16 protein-coding genes are annotated in these 17,401 nt (G+C 58.7%); 14 read left to right on the forward strand and 2 right to left on the reverse strand.

Going from position 1 to position 17,401, the window contains the following annotated elements:
- Positions 1-177 precede the first annotated feature (177 nt).
- The 3 genes from cgtA (at position 178) to CFBP1590_RS04775 (ending at position 3,110) form a co-directional block, all read left to right on the forward strand.
- Positions 178-1,401, forward strand: a complete 1,224-nt coding sequence (cgtA, locus tag CFBP1590_RS04765) for an Obg family GTPase CgtA (RefSeq protein ID WP_004884053.1) — start codon at positions 178-180, stop codon at positions 1,399-1,401.
- Positions 1,402-1,491: 90 nt separating this feature from the next.
- Positions 1,492-2,610, forward strand: a complete 1,119-nt coding sequence (gene proB, locus CFBP1590_RS04770) for a glutamate 5-kinase (protein WP_058432321.1) — start codon at positions 1,492-1,494, stop codon at positions 2,608-2,610.
- 29 nt (positions 2,611-2,639) lie between these two features.
- Entirely contained in the window at positions 2,640-3,110 is a 471-nt protein-coding gene (locus CFBP1590_RS04775; protein WP_025995626.1) for a CreA family protein, read from the forward strand.
- Positions 3,111-3,326: 216 nt separating this feature from the next.
- On the opposite strand, the gene rpsT is transcribed toward CFBP1590_RS04775, so the two are convergent.
- The gene (gene rpsT, locus CFBP1590_RS04780; protein ID WP_003344603.1) at positions 3,327-3,605 is read right to left on the reverse strand and encodes a 30S ribosomal protein S20; all 279 of its coding nucleotides are present in this window, start codon (positions 3,603-3,605) and stop codon (positions 3,327-3,329) included.
- A 252-nt stretch (positions 3,606-3,857) separates the two neighbouring features.
- On the opposite strand from rpsT, the gene murJ reads away from it, so the two are divergent.
- The 6 genes from murJ to ispH all read left to right on the forward strand — a co-directional run bounded on the left by murJ (position 3,858) and on the right by ispH (position 11,290).
- The gene (gene murJ, locus CFBP1590_RS04785) at positions 3,858-5,396 is read left to right on the forward strand and encodes a murein biosynthesis integral membrane protein MurJ (RefSeq protein WP_004884056.1); all 1,539 of its coding nucleotides are present in this window, start codon (positions 3,858-3,860) and stop codon (positions 5,394-5,396) included.
- 132 nt (positions 5,397-5,528) lie between these two features.
- Entirely contained in the window at positions 5,529-6,479 is a 951-nt protein-coding gene (ribF, locus tag CFBP1590_RS04790; RefSeq protein WP_088234559.1) for a bifunctional riboflavin kinase/FAD synthetase, read from the forward strand.
- A complete protein-coding gene (ileS, locus tag CFBP1590_RS04795; RefSeq protein WP_088234560.1) occupies positions 6,476-9,307 on the forward strand; it encodes an isoleucine--tRNA ligase in 2,832 nt (943 codons plus the stop codon). The genes ribF and ileS overlap by 4 nt, the downstream gene beginning before the upstream one ends.
- The gene (gene lspA / locus CFBP1590_RS04800) at positions 9,300-9,815 is read left to right on the forward strand and encodes a signal peptidase II (RefSeq protein ID WP_004884059.1); all 516 of its coding nucleotides are present in this window, start codon (positions 9,300-9,302) and stop codon (positions 9,813-9,815) included. Before ileS ends, lspA begins: the two co-directional genes overlap by 8 nt.
- Positions 9,808-10,284 carry an FKBP-type peptidyl-prolyl cis-trans isomerase gene (locus CFBP1590_RS04805; protein ID WP_004884060.1) on the forward strand — a complete coding sequence of 159 codons (477 nt, stop codon included), beginning with the start codon at positions 9,808-9,810 and terminating at the stop codon, positions 10,282-10,284. Before lspA ends, CFBP1590_RS04805 begins: the two co-directional genes overlap by 8 nt.
- 58 nt (positions 10,285-10,342) lie before the next feature.
- Entirely contained in the window at positions 10,343-11,290 is a 948-nt protein-coding gene (gene ispH, locus CFBP1590_RS04810) for a 4-hydroxy-3-methylbut-2-enyl diphosphate reductase (RefSeq protein ID WP_004884061.1), read from the forward strand.
- Between the two features lie 6 nt (positions 11,291-11,296).
- On the opposite strand, the gene CFBP1590_RS04815 is transcribed toward ispH, so the two are convergent.
- The gene (locus tag CFBP1590_RS04815; RefSeq protein ID WP_088234561.1) at positions 11,297-11,797 is read right to left on the reverse strand and encodes a GspH/FimT family pseudopilin; all 501 of its coding nucleotides are present in this window, start codon (positions 11,795-11,797) and stop codon (positions 11,297-11,299) included.
- 131 nt (positions 11,798-11,928) lie between these two features.
- Between CFBP1590_RS04815 and CFBP1590_RS04820 the strand changes: the two genes are divergently transcribed.
- Genes CFBP1590_RS04820 through CFBP1590_RS04840 form a run of 5 tightly spaced genes read left to right on the forward strand, consistent with a single transcriptional unit; the run spans position 11,929 to position 17,392 of the window.
- Entirely contained in the window at positions 11,929-12,411 is a 483-nt protein-coding gene (locus tag CFBP1590_RS04820) for a GspH/FimT family pseudopilin (RefSeq protein ID WP_088234562.1), read from the forward strand.
- Positions 12,411-12,929 carry a type IV pilus modification protein PilV gene (gene pilV / locus CFBP1590_RS04825; protein WP_088234563.1) on the forward strand — a complete coding sequence of 173 codons (519 nt, stop codon included), beginning with the start codon at positions 12,411-12,413 and terminating at the stop codon, positions 12,927-12,929. The genes CFBP1590_RS04820 and pilV overlap by 1 nt, the downstream gene beginning before the upstream one ends.
- Entirely contained in the window at positions 12,926-13,630 is a 705-nt protein-coding gene (locus tag CFBP1590_RS04830; RefSeq protein WP_088234564.1) for a PilW family protein, read from the forward strand. The genes pilV and CFBP1590_RS04830 overlap by 4 nt, the downstream gene beginning before the upstream one ends.
- Positions 13,631-13,641: 11 nt before the next feature.
- Positions 13,642-14,148, forward strand: a complete 507-nt coding sequence (locus tag CFBP1590_RS04835) for a pilus assembly PilX family protein (protein WP_088234565.1) — start codon at positions 13,642-13,644, stop codon at positions 14,146-14,148.
- Positions 14,135-17,392: a pilus assembly protein gene (locus tag CFBP1590_RS04840; RefSeq protein ID WP_088234566.1), complete on the forward strand. Its 3,258-nt coding sequence runs from the start codon at positions 14,135-14,137 to the stop codon at positions 17,390-17,392. Before CFBP1590_RS04835 ends, CFBP1590_RS04840 begins: the two co-directional genes overlap by 14 nt.
- The last annotated feature ends 9 nt before the right edge of the window (positions 17,393-17,401 follow it).

Consider the following 17,401-nt stretch of genomic DNA (forward strand, 5'->3'; position numbering starts at 1 on the left):
TTTTCGTTTGTAGAGGTAGAGAGTCAGGTGAGTCTCTTGCAAAACTGTTTGTGCGGGCTGTTGTGATGTTGACCCCTAGGGTCGCTGGTTTCTGATCGGTATCGCAACGCTCATTTTTGCAAGAGTCTTATGTAATTTATGTGGTTCTGCTCGTCCCTGTGGCGGGAGGCGTGCGTTATGAAATTTGTAGATGAAGTATCCATTCGAGTAAAGGCCGGTGACGGCGGCAACGGTTGCATGAGCTTCCGTCGTGAAAAATTCATCGAAAACGGTGGCCCCAACGGCGGCGACGGCGGTGATGGCGGTTCGGTCTACATGATGGCCGACGTCAACCTGAACACCCTGGTTGACTACCGTTACACGCGTCACTTCGATGCCGAGCGCGGCTCCAATGGTGGCAGCACTGACTGCACCGGTCGTAAAGGTGAAGAGCTGGTGCTTCGCGTACCGGTTGGCACCACGATCATTGATGCCACCACTCAGGAAATCATCGGCGACCTGACCAAGGACGGTCAGCGCATCATGGTTGCCCAGGGCGGCTGGCACGGTCTGGGCAACACGCGTTTCAAATCCAGTACCAACCGTGCTCCACGCCAGACCACGCCGGGCAAGCCTGGCGATCAGCGTGATCTCAAGCTGGAATTGAAAGTGCTGGCGGACGTCGGTCTGCTGGGGCTGCCGAACGCGGGCAAAAGTACCTTCATTCGCTCGGTGTCTGCCGCCAAGCCGAAAGTGGCCGACTATCCGTTCACGACCCTGGTGCCGAACCTGGGCGTGGTCAGTGTCGATCGCTGGAAAAGCTTCGTGGTTGCCGACATTCCAGGTCTGATCGAAGGTGCATCCGATGGCGCGGGTCTGGGGATTCGCTTCCTCAAGCATTTGGCGCGTACCCGTCTGTTGCTGCACCTCGTCGACATGGCGCCGCTGGATGAAACCAGTGCTGCGGATTCGGCTGAAATCATCGTCAACGAGCTGGTCAAGTTCAGCCCGTCTCTGGCCGATCGTGATCGCTGGCTGGTGCTGAACAAGTGCGACCAGTTGCTTGAAGAAGAGCATGAGGCCCGCAAGCAGGAGATCGTTGATCGCCTGGAATGGACCGGTCCGGTCTACGTGATTTCTGCCATCGCCAAAGAAGGCACCGAGCAGCTGACGCGCGACATCATGCGTTATCTCGAAGAGCGCAGCCTGCGCATCGCCGAAGAGCCTGGTTATGCCGAAGAGCTGGCCGAGCTGGATCAGCGCATCGAAGACGAGGCGCGTGCTCAGTTGCAGGCGCTGGACGATCAGCGTGCATTGCGTCGCAGTGGCGTGAAGAGCGTGCATGACATCGGCGACGATGACTGGGATGAAGAAGATGTGGACGATGAAGACGGTCCGGAAATCATTTACGTCCGTGACTGATCGCTTGAAGTAAACTTGAACGCCGCTACTTTTGTTAGCGGCGTTTTTGTATCCCGAATTTGAAAACTCTCTGGCTAAGGTTGGAAGATGATGCGCAGCAAAGTGACGGGTGCCCAGCGCTGGGTCGTGAAGATCGGCAGTGCCCTGCTGACAGCGGATGGCAAGGGTCTGGATCGAACGGCCATGGGTGTGTGGGTCGAGCAGATGGTGGCGCTGCATGAAGCAGGCGTCGAGCTGGTGCTGGTTTCCTCCGGGGCGGTAGCTGCCGGAATGAGTCGCCTGGGCTGGACTGTTCGACCCAGTGCGATGCATGAGCTGCAGGCGGCTGCCGCCATCGGTCAGATGGGCTTGGTGCAGGCATGGGAATCCAGCTTTGCCGAGCATGATCGGCACACTGCGCAGATCCTGCTGACCCACGACGACCTGTCTGATCGCAAGCGCTACCTGAACGCCCGTAGCACGCTGCGTACTCTGGTTGAGCTGGGTGTGGTGCCGGTCATCAACGAAAACGACACCGTGGTCACTGATGAAATCCGTTTCGGCGACAACGACACGCTCGCGGCGCTGGTGGCCAATCTGGTCGAGGCTGATCTACTGGTCATTCTCACGGATCGCGACGGCATGTTCGATGCCGATCCGCGCAACAACCCCGATGCACAGCTGATTTTCGAGGCCCGCGCTGATGATCCTGCCTTGGATGCGGTAGCGGGCGGCACGGGCGGGGCGTTGGGTCGTGGCGGCATGCAGACCAAGCTGCGGGCTGCGCGTCTGGCGGCCCGCTCGGGCGCGCACACCGTGATTGTCGGCGGTCGCATCGAGCGCGTTCTGGCGCGGCTCAAGGGTGGTGAGCGACTGGGTACGCTGCTGTCGCCGGAGCGTGGCATGCTGGCGGCGCGCAAGCAGTGGCTGGCGGGGCATTTGCAGACGCGCGGCACGCTGGTGCTGGACGATGGTGCGGTATCTGCCTTGGCCAGAGACCACAAGAGTCTGCTGCCGGTCGGCGTCAAGCTGGTGCAGGGCAGCTTCCGGCGCGGCGAGATGGTGGTTTGCGTGGCGCCGGATGGGCGTGAGGTCGCTCGGGGTCTGAGCAACTACAGTGCTGTTGAGGCGCAGAAGATCATTGGGCAGTCGTCAGAGGCCATCGTGCGCGAGTTGGGCTACATGGCTGAGCCTGAACTGATTCACCGCGACAACCTGATTCTCGTCTGAGTCGGGTCATTAACTGGAAGGAAGGCTCGATGCGCGTCATGAAGGGTTTGTTGACTGCTTTGCTGTTCGTGCCTGTGCTGGTCTCGGCAGAAGAGATCGGCCAGGTGTCGACGGTGTTCAAGATGGTTGGGCCGAACGACCGGATCGTGGTGGAAGCCTTCGATGATCCTAAGGTGGATGGCGTGACCTGCTACCTGTCGCGTGCCAAGACGGGCGGCATCAAGGGTGGTCTAGGGTTGGCTGAGGATCGGGCGGAGGCGTCGATTGCCTGTCGTCAGGTCGGCCCGATCCACTTCAAGGAAGACCTCAAGGATGGTGATGAGGTCTTCAAGGAGCGCACCTCACTGGTGTTCAAGACCATGCAGGTGGTGCGGTTTTTCGACAAGAAGCGTAATTCGCTGGTGTATCTGGTCTACAGCGACCGCATCATCGAAGGCAGCCCGCAGAATGCGGTGACGGCCATTCCGATCTTGCCATGGTCGCCCGCGCCCGCGCCATGATTGCGGATAGCTCAAGCTGATCGTGCCCATCGCTCTGCGTGGGCATGCATCTCGTGACGCTCTGCGTCACATTCAAGGTCGGACGCGGAGCGTCCTGAGCGGTGTTCCCACACAGGAGCGTGGGAACGATCATGCCCACTCTCAGTGATCTGGTCCCGCTTTCCCGCAGGCAATAAAAAACCGACCCTGAGGTCGGTTTTTCAACAAGCGGATCGCTTAGGCTGCAGCAGCAAGGCTCAGAGCCTTGATGTGACCATTCAGGCGACCTTTATGGCGAGCAGCTTTGTTCTTGTGGATGATGCCTTTATCGGCCATACGGTCGATAACAGGTACAGCCAGAACATAAGCAGCTTGCGCTTTTTCAGCGTCTTTTGCGTCGATGGCTTTAACTACATTCTTGATGTAGGTACGAACCATGGAACGCAGGCTGGCGTTGTGGCTGCGACGCTTCTCAGCCTGTTTTGCACGTTTTTTGGCGGAAGGTGTGTTGGCCACCGTCGAGCTCCTCGAAAGACTTTGTGAAATAGCAAACAAAATAGGCCGCGAATCATGCCGATGAGTTGAAGTCTTGTCAAGGGCAGTTAAGGTGTTCCGCTGAGTGGTCGCTGCTTTTATCCGGATGATTTATTTCCGGCGTGCGACCTGTAAACTCGCGGCCTTTGGCTTCGGGCTATTTAGCGGCGCGAAGTATCGCATAAATGGACGGCTTAATCGCCCATCCTTTGCCAAAGGCATACAAGTCTTTCAATGAATCTACTCAAGTCACTCGCCGCCGTCAGCTCTATCACAATGGTTTCCCGGGTTCTGGGCTTCATCCGGGACACCATCATTGCGCGCACTTTCGGGGCCGGAATGGCGACCGACGCCTTCTTTATCGCCTTCAAATTGCCCAATCTGCTGCGGCGGATTTTCGCCGAGGGAGCGTTTTCCCAGGCATTCGTGCCGATTCTTGCCGAATACAAGAGCCAGCAGGGCGAAGAGGCGACCCGCACGTTCGTGGCTTACGTCACGGGGCTGCTGACACTCGCTCTGGCACTGGTGACTCTTCTGGGCGTGATCTTCGCGCCCTGGGTGATCTGGGCCACGGCGCCGGGCTTTGTCGATACACCTGAAAAGTTCGCGCTGACCTCGGATCTGCTGCGGGTGACATTTCCTTATATATTGCTGATCTCGCTGTCCTCGCTGGCGGGCGCGATCCTCAATACCTGGAACCGCTTTTCCGTACCGGCCTTCGTGCCGACCCTGCTCAATGTCAGCATGATCTTTTTTGCGCTGTTCCTGACCCCGTATTTCGATCCGCCGGTCATGGCGCTGGGATGGGCGGTGCTGGCGGGCGGTCTTCTGCAGCTGCTTTATCAGCTGCCGCACCTGAAAAAAATCGGCATGCTGGTGCTGCCGCGCCTGAATCTGCGTGACTCAGGCGTCTGGCGTGTGATGAAGCAGATGCTTCCTGCCATCCTTGGCGTCTCGGTCAGTCAGATTTCTCTGATCATCAACACGATATTTGCCTCGTTCCTCGTCGCCGGGTCGGTGTCGTGGATGTACTATGCCGACCGCCTCATGGAACTGCCGTCCGGAGTGCTGGGTGTTGCGCTGGGTACGATTCTGCTGCCGATCCTGTCGAAAACCTACGCCCAGCGGGATCGTCAGGAGTATTCGCGCATTCTCGACTGGGGCTTGCGTCTGTGCTTCGTACTGGTGTTGCCGTGCACCCTGGCTCTGGGGCTGCTGGCTGAACCGCTGACCGTTTCTCTGTTTCAATACGGCAAGTTCGATGCGCTGGACGCCGCGATGACCCAGCGGGCGCTGGTCGCTTATTCGGTCGGCCTGCTGGGGATTATCCTGATCAAGGTGCTGGCCCCCGGCTTTTACGCGCAGCAGAATATTCGCACCCCGGTGAAAATCGCGATCTTCACCCTAATAGTGACTCAGTTGCTCAACCTGGCCTTCATTGTGCCGTTGCAGCATGCGGGGCTGGCGCTGGCGATCAGTGTCGGGGCGTGTATCAATGCCGGCCTGTTGTTCTGGCAACTGCGCAAACAGGCGCTGTTTCAGCCGCAGCCGGGCTGGACGAAGTTTCTGTTCAAGCTGGTGATCGCGGTGGCGGCCATGTCGGGCGTTCTATTGGGGATGATGCATTTCATGCCCGCGTGGGATGAAGGACACATGCTGGAGCGTTTCCTGCGCCTGGGTGCCCTGGTGGCAGCCGGTGTGGTGACGTACTTTGCAATGCTTCTGTTGCTGGGTTTCCGGCTTCGGGATTTCGCCCGCAAAGCCATCATGTAAGCAATATTTCAAAGGTGAGCGGTCGTGTTTGCGTGTCATGCGCCGATCGCTTTGATCGGGTCCCGGCGTGTTGCCTGTCGTCCGGGGCCGTGTGTGGTTATAATCGGCCACTTTATGAGCAAGAAGTGCGTTATGCAGCTGGTTAGAGGTCTTCACAACCTGCGTCCCCAGCATCGGGGCTGCGTCGCCACGATTGGCAATTTCGACGGTGTTCACCGGGGCCACCAGGCTATTCTGGCGCGTCTGCGTGAGCGGGCTGTCGAGTTGGGTGTGCCCAGATGCGTGGTCATCTTTGAACCCCAGCCTCGCGAGTTTTTTGCGCCAGAGACTGCTCCGGCACGACTGGCACGTCTGCGCGACAAGCTCGAACTGTTGAGCGCCGAAGGTGTGGACCGGGTGCTGTGCCTGTCCTTCAATCAGCGCCTGAGGAAACTCAGTGCGGCCAGCTTCGTCGAAACCGTGTTGATCGACGGGCTGGGCATTCAGCACCTTGAAGTGGGCGATGATTTTCGTTTTGGCTGCGACCGGCTCGGGGATTTCGACTTCCTGCAGCAGGCCGGAACGACTTACGGATTTACGGTGGAAGCGGCGCAGACCGTTGAAATCGATGGCCTTCGCGTCAGCAGTACCAAGGTGCGTAAAGCCCTGGCTGCCGCGGATTTTGCCCTGGCCGAGCGTATGCTCGGTCGCCCGTTCCAGATCACCGGACGGGTCTTGCATGGCCAGAAGCTGGCGCGTCAGTTGGGTACGCCCACCGCCAACGTGCAACTCAAGCGTCGTCGTGTGCCGTTGAGCGGGGTTTACCTGGTCAGCGTGGACATCGATGGCAAGGCCTGGGCCGGTGTCGCCAACATCGGCGTGCGTCCTACCGTGGCGGGTGATGGCAGTGCCCACCTTGAAGTGCATCTTCTGGATTTTGCCGGCGACCTTTACGACCGGCGTTTGACGGTGGCTTTCCACCACAAGCTGCGTGATGAGCAGCGTTTTGCCTCTCTGGAGGCGCTCAAGACGGCGATCAATGCGGACGTCGCCGCCGCCCGTGCCCATTGGCATGGTCAACCGCTAACCAAGAGCCTGAAATGACCGACTATAAAGCCACGCTAAACCTTCCGGACACCGCCTTCCCTATGAAGGCCGGCCTGCCCCAGCGCGAGCCGCAAACTCTGCAGCGCTGGGACAGCATTGGCCTGTACCAGAAGCTGCGCGAAATTGGCAAGGATCGTCCGAAGTTCGTCCTGCACGACGGCCCTCCGTACGCCAACGGCAATATTCACATCGGTCATGCCGTCAACAAGATTCTCAAGGACATGATCCTGCGTTCCAAGACCCTGGCGGGCTTCGATGCCCCGTATGTGCCGGGTTGGGACTGTCATGGCCTGCCGATCGAGCACAAGGTCGAAGTGACCCACGGCAAGAACCTGTCCGCGGACAAGACCCGCGAGCTGTGCCGTGCCTACGCTGCCGAGCAGATCGAAGGCCAGAAATCCGAGTTCATCCGTCTGGGTGTGCTGGGTGACTGGAGCAATCCGTACCTGACCATGAACTTCGCCAACGAAGCCGGGGAAATCCGCGCGCTGGCCGAGATGGTCAAGGGCGGTTTCGTCTTCAAGGGCCTGAAACCGGTCAACTGGTGTTTCGATTGTGGTTCGGCGCTGGCTGAAGCTGAAGTCGAATATCAGGACAAGAAGTCCTCGACCATCGACGTCGCGTTCCCGATTGCCGAAGAAGCAAAACTGGCCGCTGCATTCGGCCTTGCTTCGCTGGACAAGCCGGCTTCGATCGTCATCTGGACCACCACCCCGTGGACCATCCCGGCCAACCAGGCGCTGAACGTCCATCCCGAGTTCAATTACGCGCTGGTCGACGTCGGCGACAGACTGCTGGTGCTGGCTGAAGAGCTGGTCGAGTCCTGCCTGTCCCGCTACAAGCTGGAAGGCTCGGTCATCGCGACCACCACTGGCCAGTCGCTGGAACTGATCAACTTCCGTCATCCGTTCTACGACCGCCTGTCGCCGGTCTATCTGGCCGACTACGTCGAGCTGGGTGCCGGTACCGGTATCGTTCACTGCTCGCCAGCCTATGGCGTGGACGACTTCAACATCTGCAAGACCTACGGCGTCAGCAACGACGACATCATCAGCCCGGTGCAGAGCAACGGGGTGTATGTCGAATCGCTGGAGTTCTTTGGCGGCCAGTTCATCTTCAAGGCCAACCAGAACATCATCGACAAGCTGGCCGAAGTCGACAGCCTGATGAACACCGAAACCATCAGCCACAGCTACATGCACTGCTGGCGTCATAAGTCGCCGCTGATCTACCGCGCTACTGCGCAGTGGTTTGTGGGCATGGACAAGCAGCCTGCTACTGGCGACACGCTGCGTGAGCGTGCGGTCAAGGCCATCGAAGACACTCAGTTCGTTCCGGCCTGGGGTCAGGCGCGTCTGCACTCGATGATCGCCAACCGTCCCGACTGGTGCATCTCGCGTCAGCGCAACTGGGGCGTGCCGATTCCGTTCTTCCTGCACAAGGAAAGCGGCGAACTGCACCCACGCACCGTCGAACTGATGGAAGAAGTGGCGCAGCGCGTCGAGAAAGAAGGCATCGAGGCCTGGTTCAAGCTCGACGCCAGTGAACTGCTGGGTAACGAGGCGGCCAAGTACGACAAGATCTCCGACACACTGGACGTCTGGTTCGACTCCGGCACCACGCACTGGCACGTCCTGCGTGGCTCGCACCCGATGGGCCACGAAAGCGGTCCGCGTGCCGACCTGTATCTGGAAGGCTCCGACCAGCATCGCGGCTGGTTCCACTCTTCGCTGCTGACCGGTTGCGCCATCGACAACCATGCGCCGTATCGCGAACTGCTGACCCACGGGTTCGTGGTCGACGAGAACGGCCGCAAGATGTCCAAGTCGCTGAACAACGTGGTTGCGCCGCAGAAGGTCAACGATTCGCTGGGCGCCGACATCATGCGTCTGTGGGTCTCGGCAACTGACTATTCCGGCGAAATGGCGGTGTCCGACCAGATCCTGCAGCGCAGCGCCGATGCCTATCGTCGTATTCGCAACACGGCGCGCTTCCTGCTTTCCAACCTGTCCGGCTTCAACCCGGCGACCGACCTGCTGCCAGCCGATGAAATGCTTGCGCTGGACCGTTGGGCGGTGGATCGCACCTTGCTGCTGCAGCGTGAGCTGCAGGAGAACTACAGCGAATACCGTTTCTGGAACGTGTACTCCAAGGTCCACAACTTCTGCGTGCAGGAGCTGGGCGGGTTCTACCTGGACATCATCAAGGATCGCCAGTACACCACGGCTGCCAACAGCACGGCACGTCGCTCGTGCCAGACCGCGCTGTTTCACATCTCCGAAGCGCTGGTTCGCTGGATCGCGCCGATCCTGGCGTTTACCGCCGACGAGTTGTGGCAGTTCCTGCCGGGCGAGCGCAACGAATCCGTGATGCTCAACACCTGGTACGAAGGCCTGACCGAAATGCCAGCCGACTTCGAAATGGACCGCGTCTACTGGGAGCGGATCATGGCGGTGAAGACCTCGGTCAACAAGGAAATGGAAAACCTGCGCGCGGCCAAAGCCATTGGCGGCAACCTGCAGGCTGAAGTGACCCTGTATGCCGAAGACTCGCTGGTCGCGGATCTGTCGAAGCTGAGCAACGAACTGCGCTTCGTGCTGATCACCTCCACCGCCAGCGTCGCGCCTCTGGCGGCGGCTCCGGCTGATGCAGTGGTGACCGAAGTCGCCGGTCTGAAGCTCAAGGTCGTCAAGTCCGGTCACGCCAAGTGTGCCCGTTGCTGGCATCACCGTGAGGATGTGGGTGTGAACCCTGAGCATCCGGAAATCTGCGGTCGCTGCGTGGACAACATCAGTGGTGCAGGCGAGGTGCGTCACTATGCGTGATTCCGCTCCGGGCCGTTTCGGCCGTCTGAGCTGGTTGTGGTTGAGCGTGCTGGTGCTGGTCATTGACCAGGCCAGCAAGTTCTACTTCGAAAACCGTCTGGACCTGTACGAACAGATCGTGGTGATTCCCGACTACTTCAGCTGGATGCTGGCGTACAACACAGGTGCAGCCTTCAGCTTTCTGGCTGACGGTGCCGGTTGGCAGCGCTGGTTGTTCGCTCTGATCGCCGTTGTGGTCAGCGCGGTGCTGGTGGTCTGGCTCAAGCGTCTGGGGCGCGACGACACCTGGCTGGCCATCGCGCTGGCACTGGTGCTGGGCGGCGCACTGGGCAACCTGTATGACCGCATCGTGCTGGGCCACGTGATCGACTTCATTCTGGTCCACTGGCAGAACCGTTGGCACTTCCCGGCCTTCAACGTGGCCGACAGCGGTATCACCGTTGGCGCGATCATGCTGGCGCTGGATATGTTCAAGAGCAAGAAAACCGGAGAGCCTGCCCATGACTGAACAGTCTTCGACCCAAGGCTCGTCCGACGAGCTGCGCATTGGTCAGAACACGCAGGTCACGCTGCATTTTGCCCTGCGTCTGGAAAACGGCGACACCGTCGACAGCACCTTCGAAAAGGCTCCGGCCACGTTCAAGGTCGGTGACGGCAACCTGCTGCCGGGCTTTGAAGCCGCCATTTTCGGCTTCAAGGCAGGCGATCGGAAGACCGTGCAGATCCTGCCGGAAAACGCCTTTGGTCAGCCCAACCCACAAAACGTGCAGATCATGCCACGCTCGCAGTTCGCGGGTATGGAACTGTCCGAAGGGTTGCTGGTGATCTTCAATGATGCGGCCAACACCGAGTTGCCCGGCGTGGTGAAGGTATTCGATGACGAACAGGTCACTATCGACTTCAATCACCCGCTGGCAGGCAAGACGCTGAGCTTTGAAGTGCAGATCTTCGAAGTGAAAGCGATTCTGGCGTCCTGATCCCGATATCGAGCCCGGCTTCGGCCGGGCTGCTTCGCACGTAACCATGAGGCACAGCATGCAAATCAAACTCGCCAACCCCCGCGGCTTTTGTGCCGGTGTGGACCGCGCGATCGAAATCGTCAATCGCGCCCTGGAAGTGTTTGGTCCGCCGATCTATGTGCGCCATGAAGTGGTTCATAACAAATTCGTCGTCGAAGACCTGCGCTCCCGTGGTGCGATCTTCGTCGAAGAGCTGGAGCAGGTGCCGGACGACGTCATCGTCATCTTCAGTGCCCACGGCGTTTCCCAGGCCGTGCGCACCGAGGCGGCAGGGCGTGGCTTGAAAGTGTTCGACGCTACCTGCCCGCTGGTCACCAAGGTTCACATCGAAGTCGCCCGTTACAGCCGTGATGGTCGCGAATGCATCCTGATCGGTCACGAAGGCCATCCGGAAGTCGAAGGCACCATGGGCCAGTACGATGCCGCCAATGGCGGTGCAATCTATCTGGTCGAGGATGAAGCCGACGTTGCAAGCCTGCAGGTACGCAACCCGGACTCACTGGCGTTCGTGACCCAGACCACATTGTCGATGGATGACACCAGTCGCGTCATCGATGCATTGCGCCAGAAATTCCCGGCTATCGGCGGCCCGCGCAAGGACGATATCTGCTACGCCACGCAAAACCGTCAGGACGCGGTCAAGCAACTGGCCGACGAGTGCGACGTGGTATTGGTGGTGGGCAGCCCGAACAGCTCCAATTCAAACCGCCTGCGTGAGCTGGCCGAGCGGATGTCGACACCTGCGTACCTCATCGACGGTGCCGAAGACATGCAGCGCAGCTGGTTCGATGGCGTCGAGCGCATCGGTATCACCGCAGGCGCTTCGGCGCCGGAAGTGCTGGTGCGCGGCGTGATTCAGCAACTGCAGGCCTGGGGGGCAACCGGTGCCGATGAACTGGCCGGTCGCGAAGAGAACATTACGTTCTCGATGCCCAAGGAATTGCGGGTCAAGTCGCTGCTCTGAACTCGCTCAACTGCACAGTGGCGCATCAGCCTTCTTATCGTCGATCCTGACCCGCCCGGTCCTGGCCACTATCACGCGATAGTGGCTCACCGGCTGGTTTTTGACGCACACATGTATCGTCCCGTTGGCCGAGTTACGCAGGCCGCCCAGCCCGGTGAATGTCAGATGTTCAGCCACTTTCCTGTTGCCGACGATTCGGGTGTCGGGCGACCTCGCGCGCTCGATGAGCAACACGTCCTGATCGTCGGGGCCTTTGCCATCCGTATCGAGAATGATCCGCCAGCCGTTGCTCCAGTCCCCGTCTATTGCATGGATCGTCGTCCACTGATTGCGCGTGATGGCAGCCACTCGTGCCGATCGAATTCCGCTGGCCAGCTCCTGGGCTGCGGCGAGTCTGCGGTTGCTGTCGATCACGCCTGTAAGAGAAGGCATCGCGACGTTGGCAAGAATGGCAACCAGTGCCACGACCACCAGCAGTTCGATCAGCGTGAATCCTGTCTGCTTCATCTGTTTTCCTTCCCTGGAAAGACCGTTTCAAACGCGTCCGGGCGCTCGTCATCGCAAAACAACCGTACGTCCCGCTATAGATTTTCCGACGGCATTGCTGCCTTATAGTCGTAACGTCTAGGAGACACTCAATGCGTCATATAGCCAAGGGATTCAGCCTCATCGAATTGTTAGTCACTGTGTCCCTGGTGGGCATCCTGGCAGCTATCGCGATCCCGAATTTCACCAGCACCCTCCAGAGCAACAAGGCCGATACTGAACTCAATGATTTGCAGCGAGCCCTCAACTATGCGCGGCTCGAGGCGATAAACAGAGGAGTGAGTGTGCGAATCGCTCCAACCACCGGCACTGCGTGGAATGCCGAGTTGCAGGTGTATCGAGTCGCCGATGCGGGCACGGTCGCGTCCGACTCGACCAGGGTCTTGCGCAAGGTGGCGGCCATGAGCAGCGGCGGTACGCTGGTGGCGGCCAACGTGAATGCAATCGACTTCAATAACCTGGGCGGGCTCATCGCGCCTGCTACGGCGGTGGCAATGACTTACACCCGAGGCTCCGTCACCAAAACCCTGAATATTTGTCTGACCGGCCGGATCGTCCTCGGTGGAAGCTGCTGATGCCCAATAAACCCCGACACCGCCAGAGCGGCATGACCCTGATCGAAGTGCTGGTTTCGGTGTTGATCCTTGCCATAGGTCTGCTTGGCGCGGCGGCAATCCAGCTGAACGCCCTGAAATACACGGACAGCGCGGCGATGACCAGTCAGGCCAGCTTTATCGCTTACGACATGATGGATCGGATTCGGGCGAATGTGGATGGCAATTCAGCCAGTACTGGCGGACAAAACGTCCTGGCAACCTATGGCCTCAACGGTTTGTCGGCTGCACCGGCTGCCAATATCAATGTCGCGCGGGATCAGGATCTGTTCGATTTCAAAACCAACATCAACAATTTTGCAGGCGCTACCGGGACAGGGGTGATCAACGTTGCCAATGCGCCGGAAGTGACGATCACCATCACCTGGGACGACACGCGTGCCGCGAGCGCCAATACCGTGGCGAATACGGGGACTGCCCCCGTCAGTCCTACGACCCGGACGTTTACACTGACTTCACGTATCGGGGTGAATCCATGAGAAGGGTGTCCAGAGGCTTCGGTCTGGTCGAAATCATGGTCGCTCTGGTGCTCGGGCTGGTGGTCAGCCTGGGGATCGTCCAGATATTTACCGCATCCAGAGCCACGTACCAGAGTCAGAATGCGTCGGCCCGCATGCAGGAAGATGCGCGTTTTGTGTTGAGCAAGATGATTCAGGAAATTCGCATGACCGGCATGTATGGATGCCTGAGTCTCTCCAACGTGACGCCTGTGGCACCTGCGATTGCCCGACCTGCTGCGCTCGATAATCCCATTCTCTGGGACAATGCAAACACCACGCTCACGCTAGTGACCGCTGACGTGGGTACCACGGGTAGCACGCCAACCTGGACCATCATCTCAGACTGCAGAAGCACGACGCAGCTTTACAACGGCGCAAGAGCACCCGCGGCCGGGGAGACGGCCTTTCCGTTGCGGCAACTGGTTTACAGCCTTGTCGGGACCGATTTAAGGATCAGATTCGGCTCGACGGCCGATCAGCAACCGCTCTTGCAGAATGTTGCCAATTTCTCTGTTTCCTTTGGGATGATCGGTAATCCCATGTCCTACAGAACAGCGATAACCCCTGGCAACGCTGGTGACATCCGCAGTGTGCGCATCAGCCTCACATTGCGTGACCCAGACAACCGGGTCGAAGATCAGCAATACAGCGTTGTCGCCTACTTGCGTAACCGCTTTTGAACAGGCCCAGCATGAACAAGACCGTGCGATTCAATTCGATCATTGCCTTCCCTCGTCGTCAGGGCGGCATGGTGCTGCTGGTGAGCCTGGTATTTCTGCTGCTGCTGACGCTACTGGGGATTTCTTCGATGCAGAACGCAACCCTGCAGGAAAAAATGGCCGGCAGCGTGGTGGTCCGCAATCAGTCTTTCCAGTTGGCAGAAAGCGCGCTACGCCTCGGTGAGTCTGCCATCAAGGCAGGGACTGTTTCACCGGCAGTCTGTTCGGGAGCCGCGTGTGCACCGCCTGCCGAGTCCACCACGGTAACCGCTGCCGGAGTGGGGGCTTCCGGTGTGACCTGGACTGCAGCGGCCGGAGGAGGGTTTTATGCCGTTCAAAATCTGGGGAACACGTTGACGCCGATAAAATGGCCGTCAAATTGCAGTTCCACCGTCGCGACGCTTTACCGGGTAACCGCAGTGGCCATCCAGAATGGCACCTCACGAACCGTGCTGGAGAGCATTTATGCCAACTGTTAAGGCGCTTCGTCATGCTCTGAAATATGTGTATGGCGTGCTGTTGACGCTTTACCTCGCGGCGCCGGTCTATGCATTCACTCCTTCACAGGTGCCACTGCTGAGCTCATCGGCGGTGCCGCCCAACCTGATGCTGCTCGTGGACAACTCAGGGAGCATGTACAACATTATCTGGGCATCCGGGTTTGATCCCAATGTCAATCGTCCTGATATCCAGTTTTACTCCACTCAGTGTGTGAGTGGCCTGATAACGGTTCCTTGCCCGTTCATAAGCACCATCTCGGGCGGGGAGACGCTGGCAGTAGGAGACATCAACGCGACGGGAGTGGCCGGGATTTCACTGTCATGCCTGTTCGGTGGGCGCACGATTTTTCGCAACGGCGTTCGATACTGCGTCGTGCTGCCCGATCCTGCCGGGAATGGCCTGACCCGTTATACCGCAGACTATCTGTCGTATTTGATTGATCTGGTCACGCCCGGGCTGTTCGATTTCGGTGTGCGAGACTACACCAATGGCATAATTCCCAATGATTTCCGCATGAACGTCGCGAAGACCGTGGCTACCAATCTGGTATCCAACAACCTCACGCTCAGGATCGGGCTGGCGACCTTCAACGAACCGAACAATTTCGATCTCGGTCCGGGTGGCAGGATTTCCAGACTGGTCACCGATCTGTCTCCGGTCACGGCTTCAACTTTTCAGCCAGCAGTCACTCAGGCGCAAGCCACTGCCAACGTCAACGCGCTCAAGCAGGCCATCGCCAACCTGACACCTTCCGCCAACACGCCGCTGGCGGAAACCTATTACGAAATCACCCGTTATTTCCGTGGTATGGCGCCCTTTTATCAGAATGCCGCCAACTACGTGAGCCCCATTCAATATCGCTGTCAGAAGAACTACGGCGTGGTGGTTACCGATGGTTTGCCGACCTATGACCGGACGTTCCCCACCAATGACCCGGAAGACGTCGCCGATACCACACGTTCATTGCCCAACTGGGACCTGAATGCGGCCAACGACGGAAATAATCTGTCGGGTGATGGAGAAGGGGACACGCTTTATCTGGATGACCTGGCCAAGTTTGCCTACGACATCGATCTGCGCCGTGATGTCTCCGCGCCGGGGGGCGATCTGACCGGGAAAAGCTGGGACACCGCAGGTTTCCCCAAACAAAACCTGAGCACCTACACCATCGGCTTCACAGCCAACAACCAGATGCTGATCGATGCCGCGAACGATACTCACGGTCGTGGCAAGTACTTCCAGGCCAATGACAGTTCGGGATTGAACACGGCCTTGAACCTTGCGCTGAGCGATATCTACGCGAAGGCAGGTTCTGGCGGTGGCGGTGCGGCGAACTCCGCGGCCTTGCAAACGGGCACGCGTTTTTTCCAGACGCTTTATGACCCTGCCGACTGGCACGGGACAATCAATGCGTTTGATCTCGATGCCCGTACGGGTGACCTGAGCACAGCGGTGTGGACCACTGACACAACGATAACGTCAGCTTCGACCGCTCCAACTTTCGAAACCTGGAACACCGCTGCAGCTACGACCACCGCTGCAAGGATTGCTCTTGATTTCAACGCGCTGTCTCAACCCCAGAAGGACGCTGTCACGGCCACATTGCCGACCGGCGTGACGGGTATCCAGCTGATCAACTGGGCGAAAGGCACCGCCAACTCGGCGTTGCGAACCCGTACCCGACTGCTGGGCGATTTGATCAATACGAATCTGGCTGTCGCACTTCCAACGGAAAAGACTTCAACCGATATGACGGGCAGCACGTCTTACAGCACTTATCTGACCACCAAGGCCAGCAACATGACGTACAGCCTGCTGGCAAATGCCAACGACGGCTTCCTAAATGTCATCGGTGCCGATAACGGCAGGCGAACCTATGCCTACATGCCTTCGACCGCCTTGACGTCGCTGGCCACCGTTGCGGCGATCAACTATGGCCTGGGTGCGCACAGGTTCACTGCTGATGGACAGATTTCCGTATTCGATACCCAGGCTGGCAGCAGCGCATCATGGCGCACTGTGGCTGTAAGCGGGTTGGGAGCGGGCGGCAAGGCGTTCTTCGCCATCAAATTGTTTGAAGGCACCGCCAACAACATCAGCGCATTGTGGGAGGTGAGGGCGCCGGCTGTGTCCACTCCGGCAAATGGTTTCAACAATCTTGGCTTCAGCTATTCCAAGCCCGAAGCGGCGCGGATGGCAGATGGAACGGGTATTGTTGTCGTTGGAAACGGCTACGGCAGCTTCACGGGGCGTGCCTCGCTCTTTGTGCTGAACGCCAACACCGGAGCACTCATCGCTGAGATCCCCACACCTGTGACAGGCAGTGAAACGGACAATGGGCTGTCTTCGGTCAGGCTGCGGGTCAATGCACAGAATGTCGTTCAGGCTGCCTATGCGGGTGATTTGAAAGGTCGTTTGTGGAAGTTTGATCTGAGCGGCGCATCTGCGAACAGCTGGAAGGTAGCGTTCAACGGCCAGCCTCTTTTCACTGCGCCACGCGGTGCCAATCAACCCATCACGGTTCAGCCTTTGATTCTGGATCACCCGCTGAACGGCAAGATCATCTACTTCGGCACCGGCAAGTTTCTCGAGACGGCGGACAAACAAACGACTGCGCTACAGGACTTCTATGCGATCTGGGACGCTGACACTGCGTCCGGCAACTACGTCGAAAGCAACCTGCAGGCTCAGGCCGTCACAGGTTCGGTCTCCGGAAGAGATGCGACCTATTTCACCTCGACCGCCAACGATGTTGACTGGGCGTCGAAAAAGGGATGGTTCCTGCCATTGTCCACCGTCGAGCCCTACATCGGCGAGCGCATCATTTATCCTGCCCAAACCAGCAGAGGCCGGATCATTTTCACTACCGCTGCCGTCAACTCGTCGGACCCTTGCGAGAGCACGGGTACAGGGCGTTTGTTCGAACTGGATGCAGCGACCGGCAGTATGCTCAACTATCAAGTGCTGGACACCAACGGCGATCTGGACATAAACGAACTCGATACGCGCGTTTCAGGCCGTGCGGTAGGCAGCGGCATACCGGTCCTTGCATCCATTTTGACAGGAACCGTGAGTCCGGGAACCGACTCCAACGGCAATCCCAAGGTGCCGAATGACATAAAAATTGTGATCGACTCCAGCGGCCAAATTTTAAGGCTTGATGAACTAGGTAATCTAGTTCCAACCGCCTTCCAACGCATCATGTGGCGACAAATCCAATAGGGAAGCTGA

It is taken from the genome of Pseudomonas viridiflava, from assembly GCF_900184295.1.
GTDB classification, from domain to species: Bacteria; Pseudomonadota; Gammaproteobacteria; order Pseudomonadales; family Pseudomonadaceae; genus Aquipseudomonas; species Aquipseudomonas viridiflava.

Bases quoted from the DNA above. Each gene is read 5' to 3' on its own strand.
- cgtA (WP_004884053.1), top strand. From the start codon at position 178: ATGAAATTTGTAGATGAAGTATCCATTCGAGTAAAGGCCGGTGACGGC.
- proB (WP_058432321.1), top strand. From the start codon at position 1,492: ATGCGCAGCAAAGTGACGGGTGCCCAGCGCTGGGTCGTGAAGATCGGC.
- CFBP1590_RS04775 (WP_025995626.1), top strand. From the start codon at position 2,640: ATGCGCGTCATGAAGGGTTTGTTGACTGCTTTGCTGTTCGTGCCTGTG.
- murJ (WP_004884056.1), top strand. From the start codon at position 3,858: ATGAATCTACTCAAGTCACTCGCCGCCGTCAGCTCTATCACAATGGTT.
- ribF (WP_088234559.1), top strand. From the start codon at position 5,529: ATGCAGCTGGTTAGAGGTCTTCACAACCTGCGTCCCCAGCATCGGGGC.
- ileS (WP_088234560.1), top strand. From the start codon at position 6,476: ATGACCGACTATAAAGCCACGCTAAACCTTCCGGACACCGCCTTCCCT.
- lspA (WP_004884059.1), top strand. From the start codon at position 9,300: ATGCGTGATTCCGCTCCGGGCCGTTTCGGCCGTCTGAGCTGGTTGTGG.
- CFBP1590_RS04805 (WP_004884060.1), top strand. From the start codon at position 9,808: ATGACTGAACAGTCTTCGACCCAAGGCTCGTCCGACGAGCTGCGCATT.
- ispH (WP_004884061.1), top strand. From the start codon at position 10,343: ATGCAAATCAAACTCGCCAACCCCCGCGGCTTTTGTGCCGGTGTGGAC.
- CFBP1590_RS04815 (WP_088234561.1), bottom strand. From the start codon at position 11,797: ATGAAGCAGACAGGATTCACGCTGATCGAACTGCTGGTGGTCGTGGCA.
- CFBP1590_RS04820 (WP_088234562.1), top strand. From the start codon at position 11,929: ATGCGTCATATAGCCAAGGGATTCAGCCTCATCGAATTGTTAGTCACT.
- pilV (WP_088234563.1), top strand. From the start codon at position 12,411: ATGCCCAATAAACCCCGACACCGCCAGAGCGGCATGACCCTGATCGAA.
- CFBP1590_RS04830 (WP_088234564.1), top strand. From the start codon at position 12,926: ATGAGAAGGGTGTCCAGAGGCTTCGGTCTGGTCGAAATCATGGTCGCT.
- CFBP1590_RS04835 (WP_088234565.1), top strand. From the start codon at position 13,642: ATGAACAAGACCGTGCGATTCAATTCGATCATTGCCTTCCCTCGTCGT.
- CFBP1590_RS04840 (WP_088234566.1), top strand. From the start codon at position 14,135: ATGCCAACTGTTAAGGCGCTTCGTCATGCTCTGAAATATGTGTATGGC.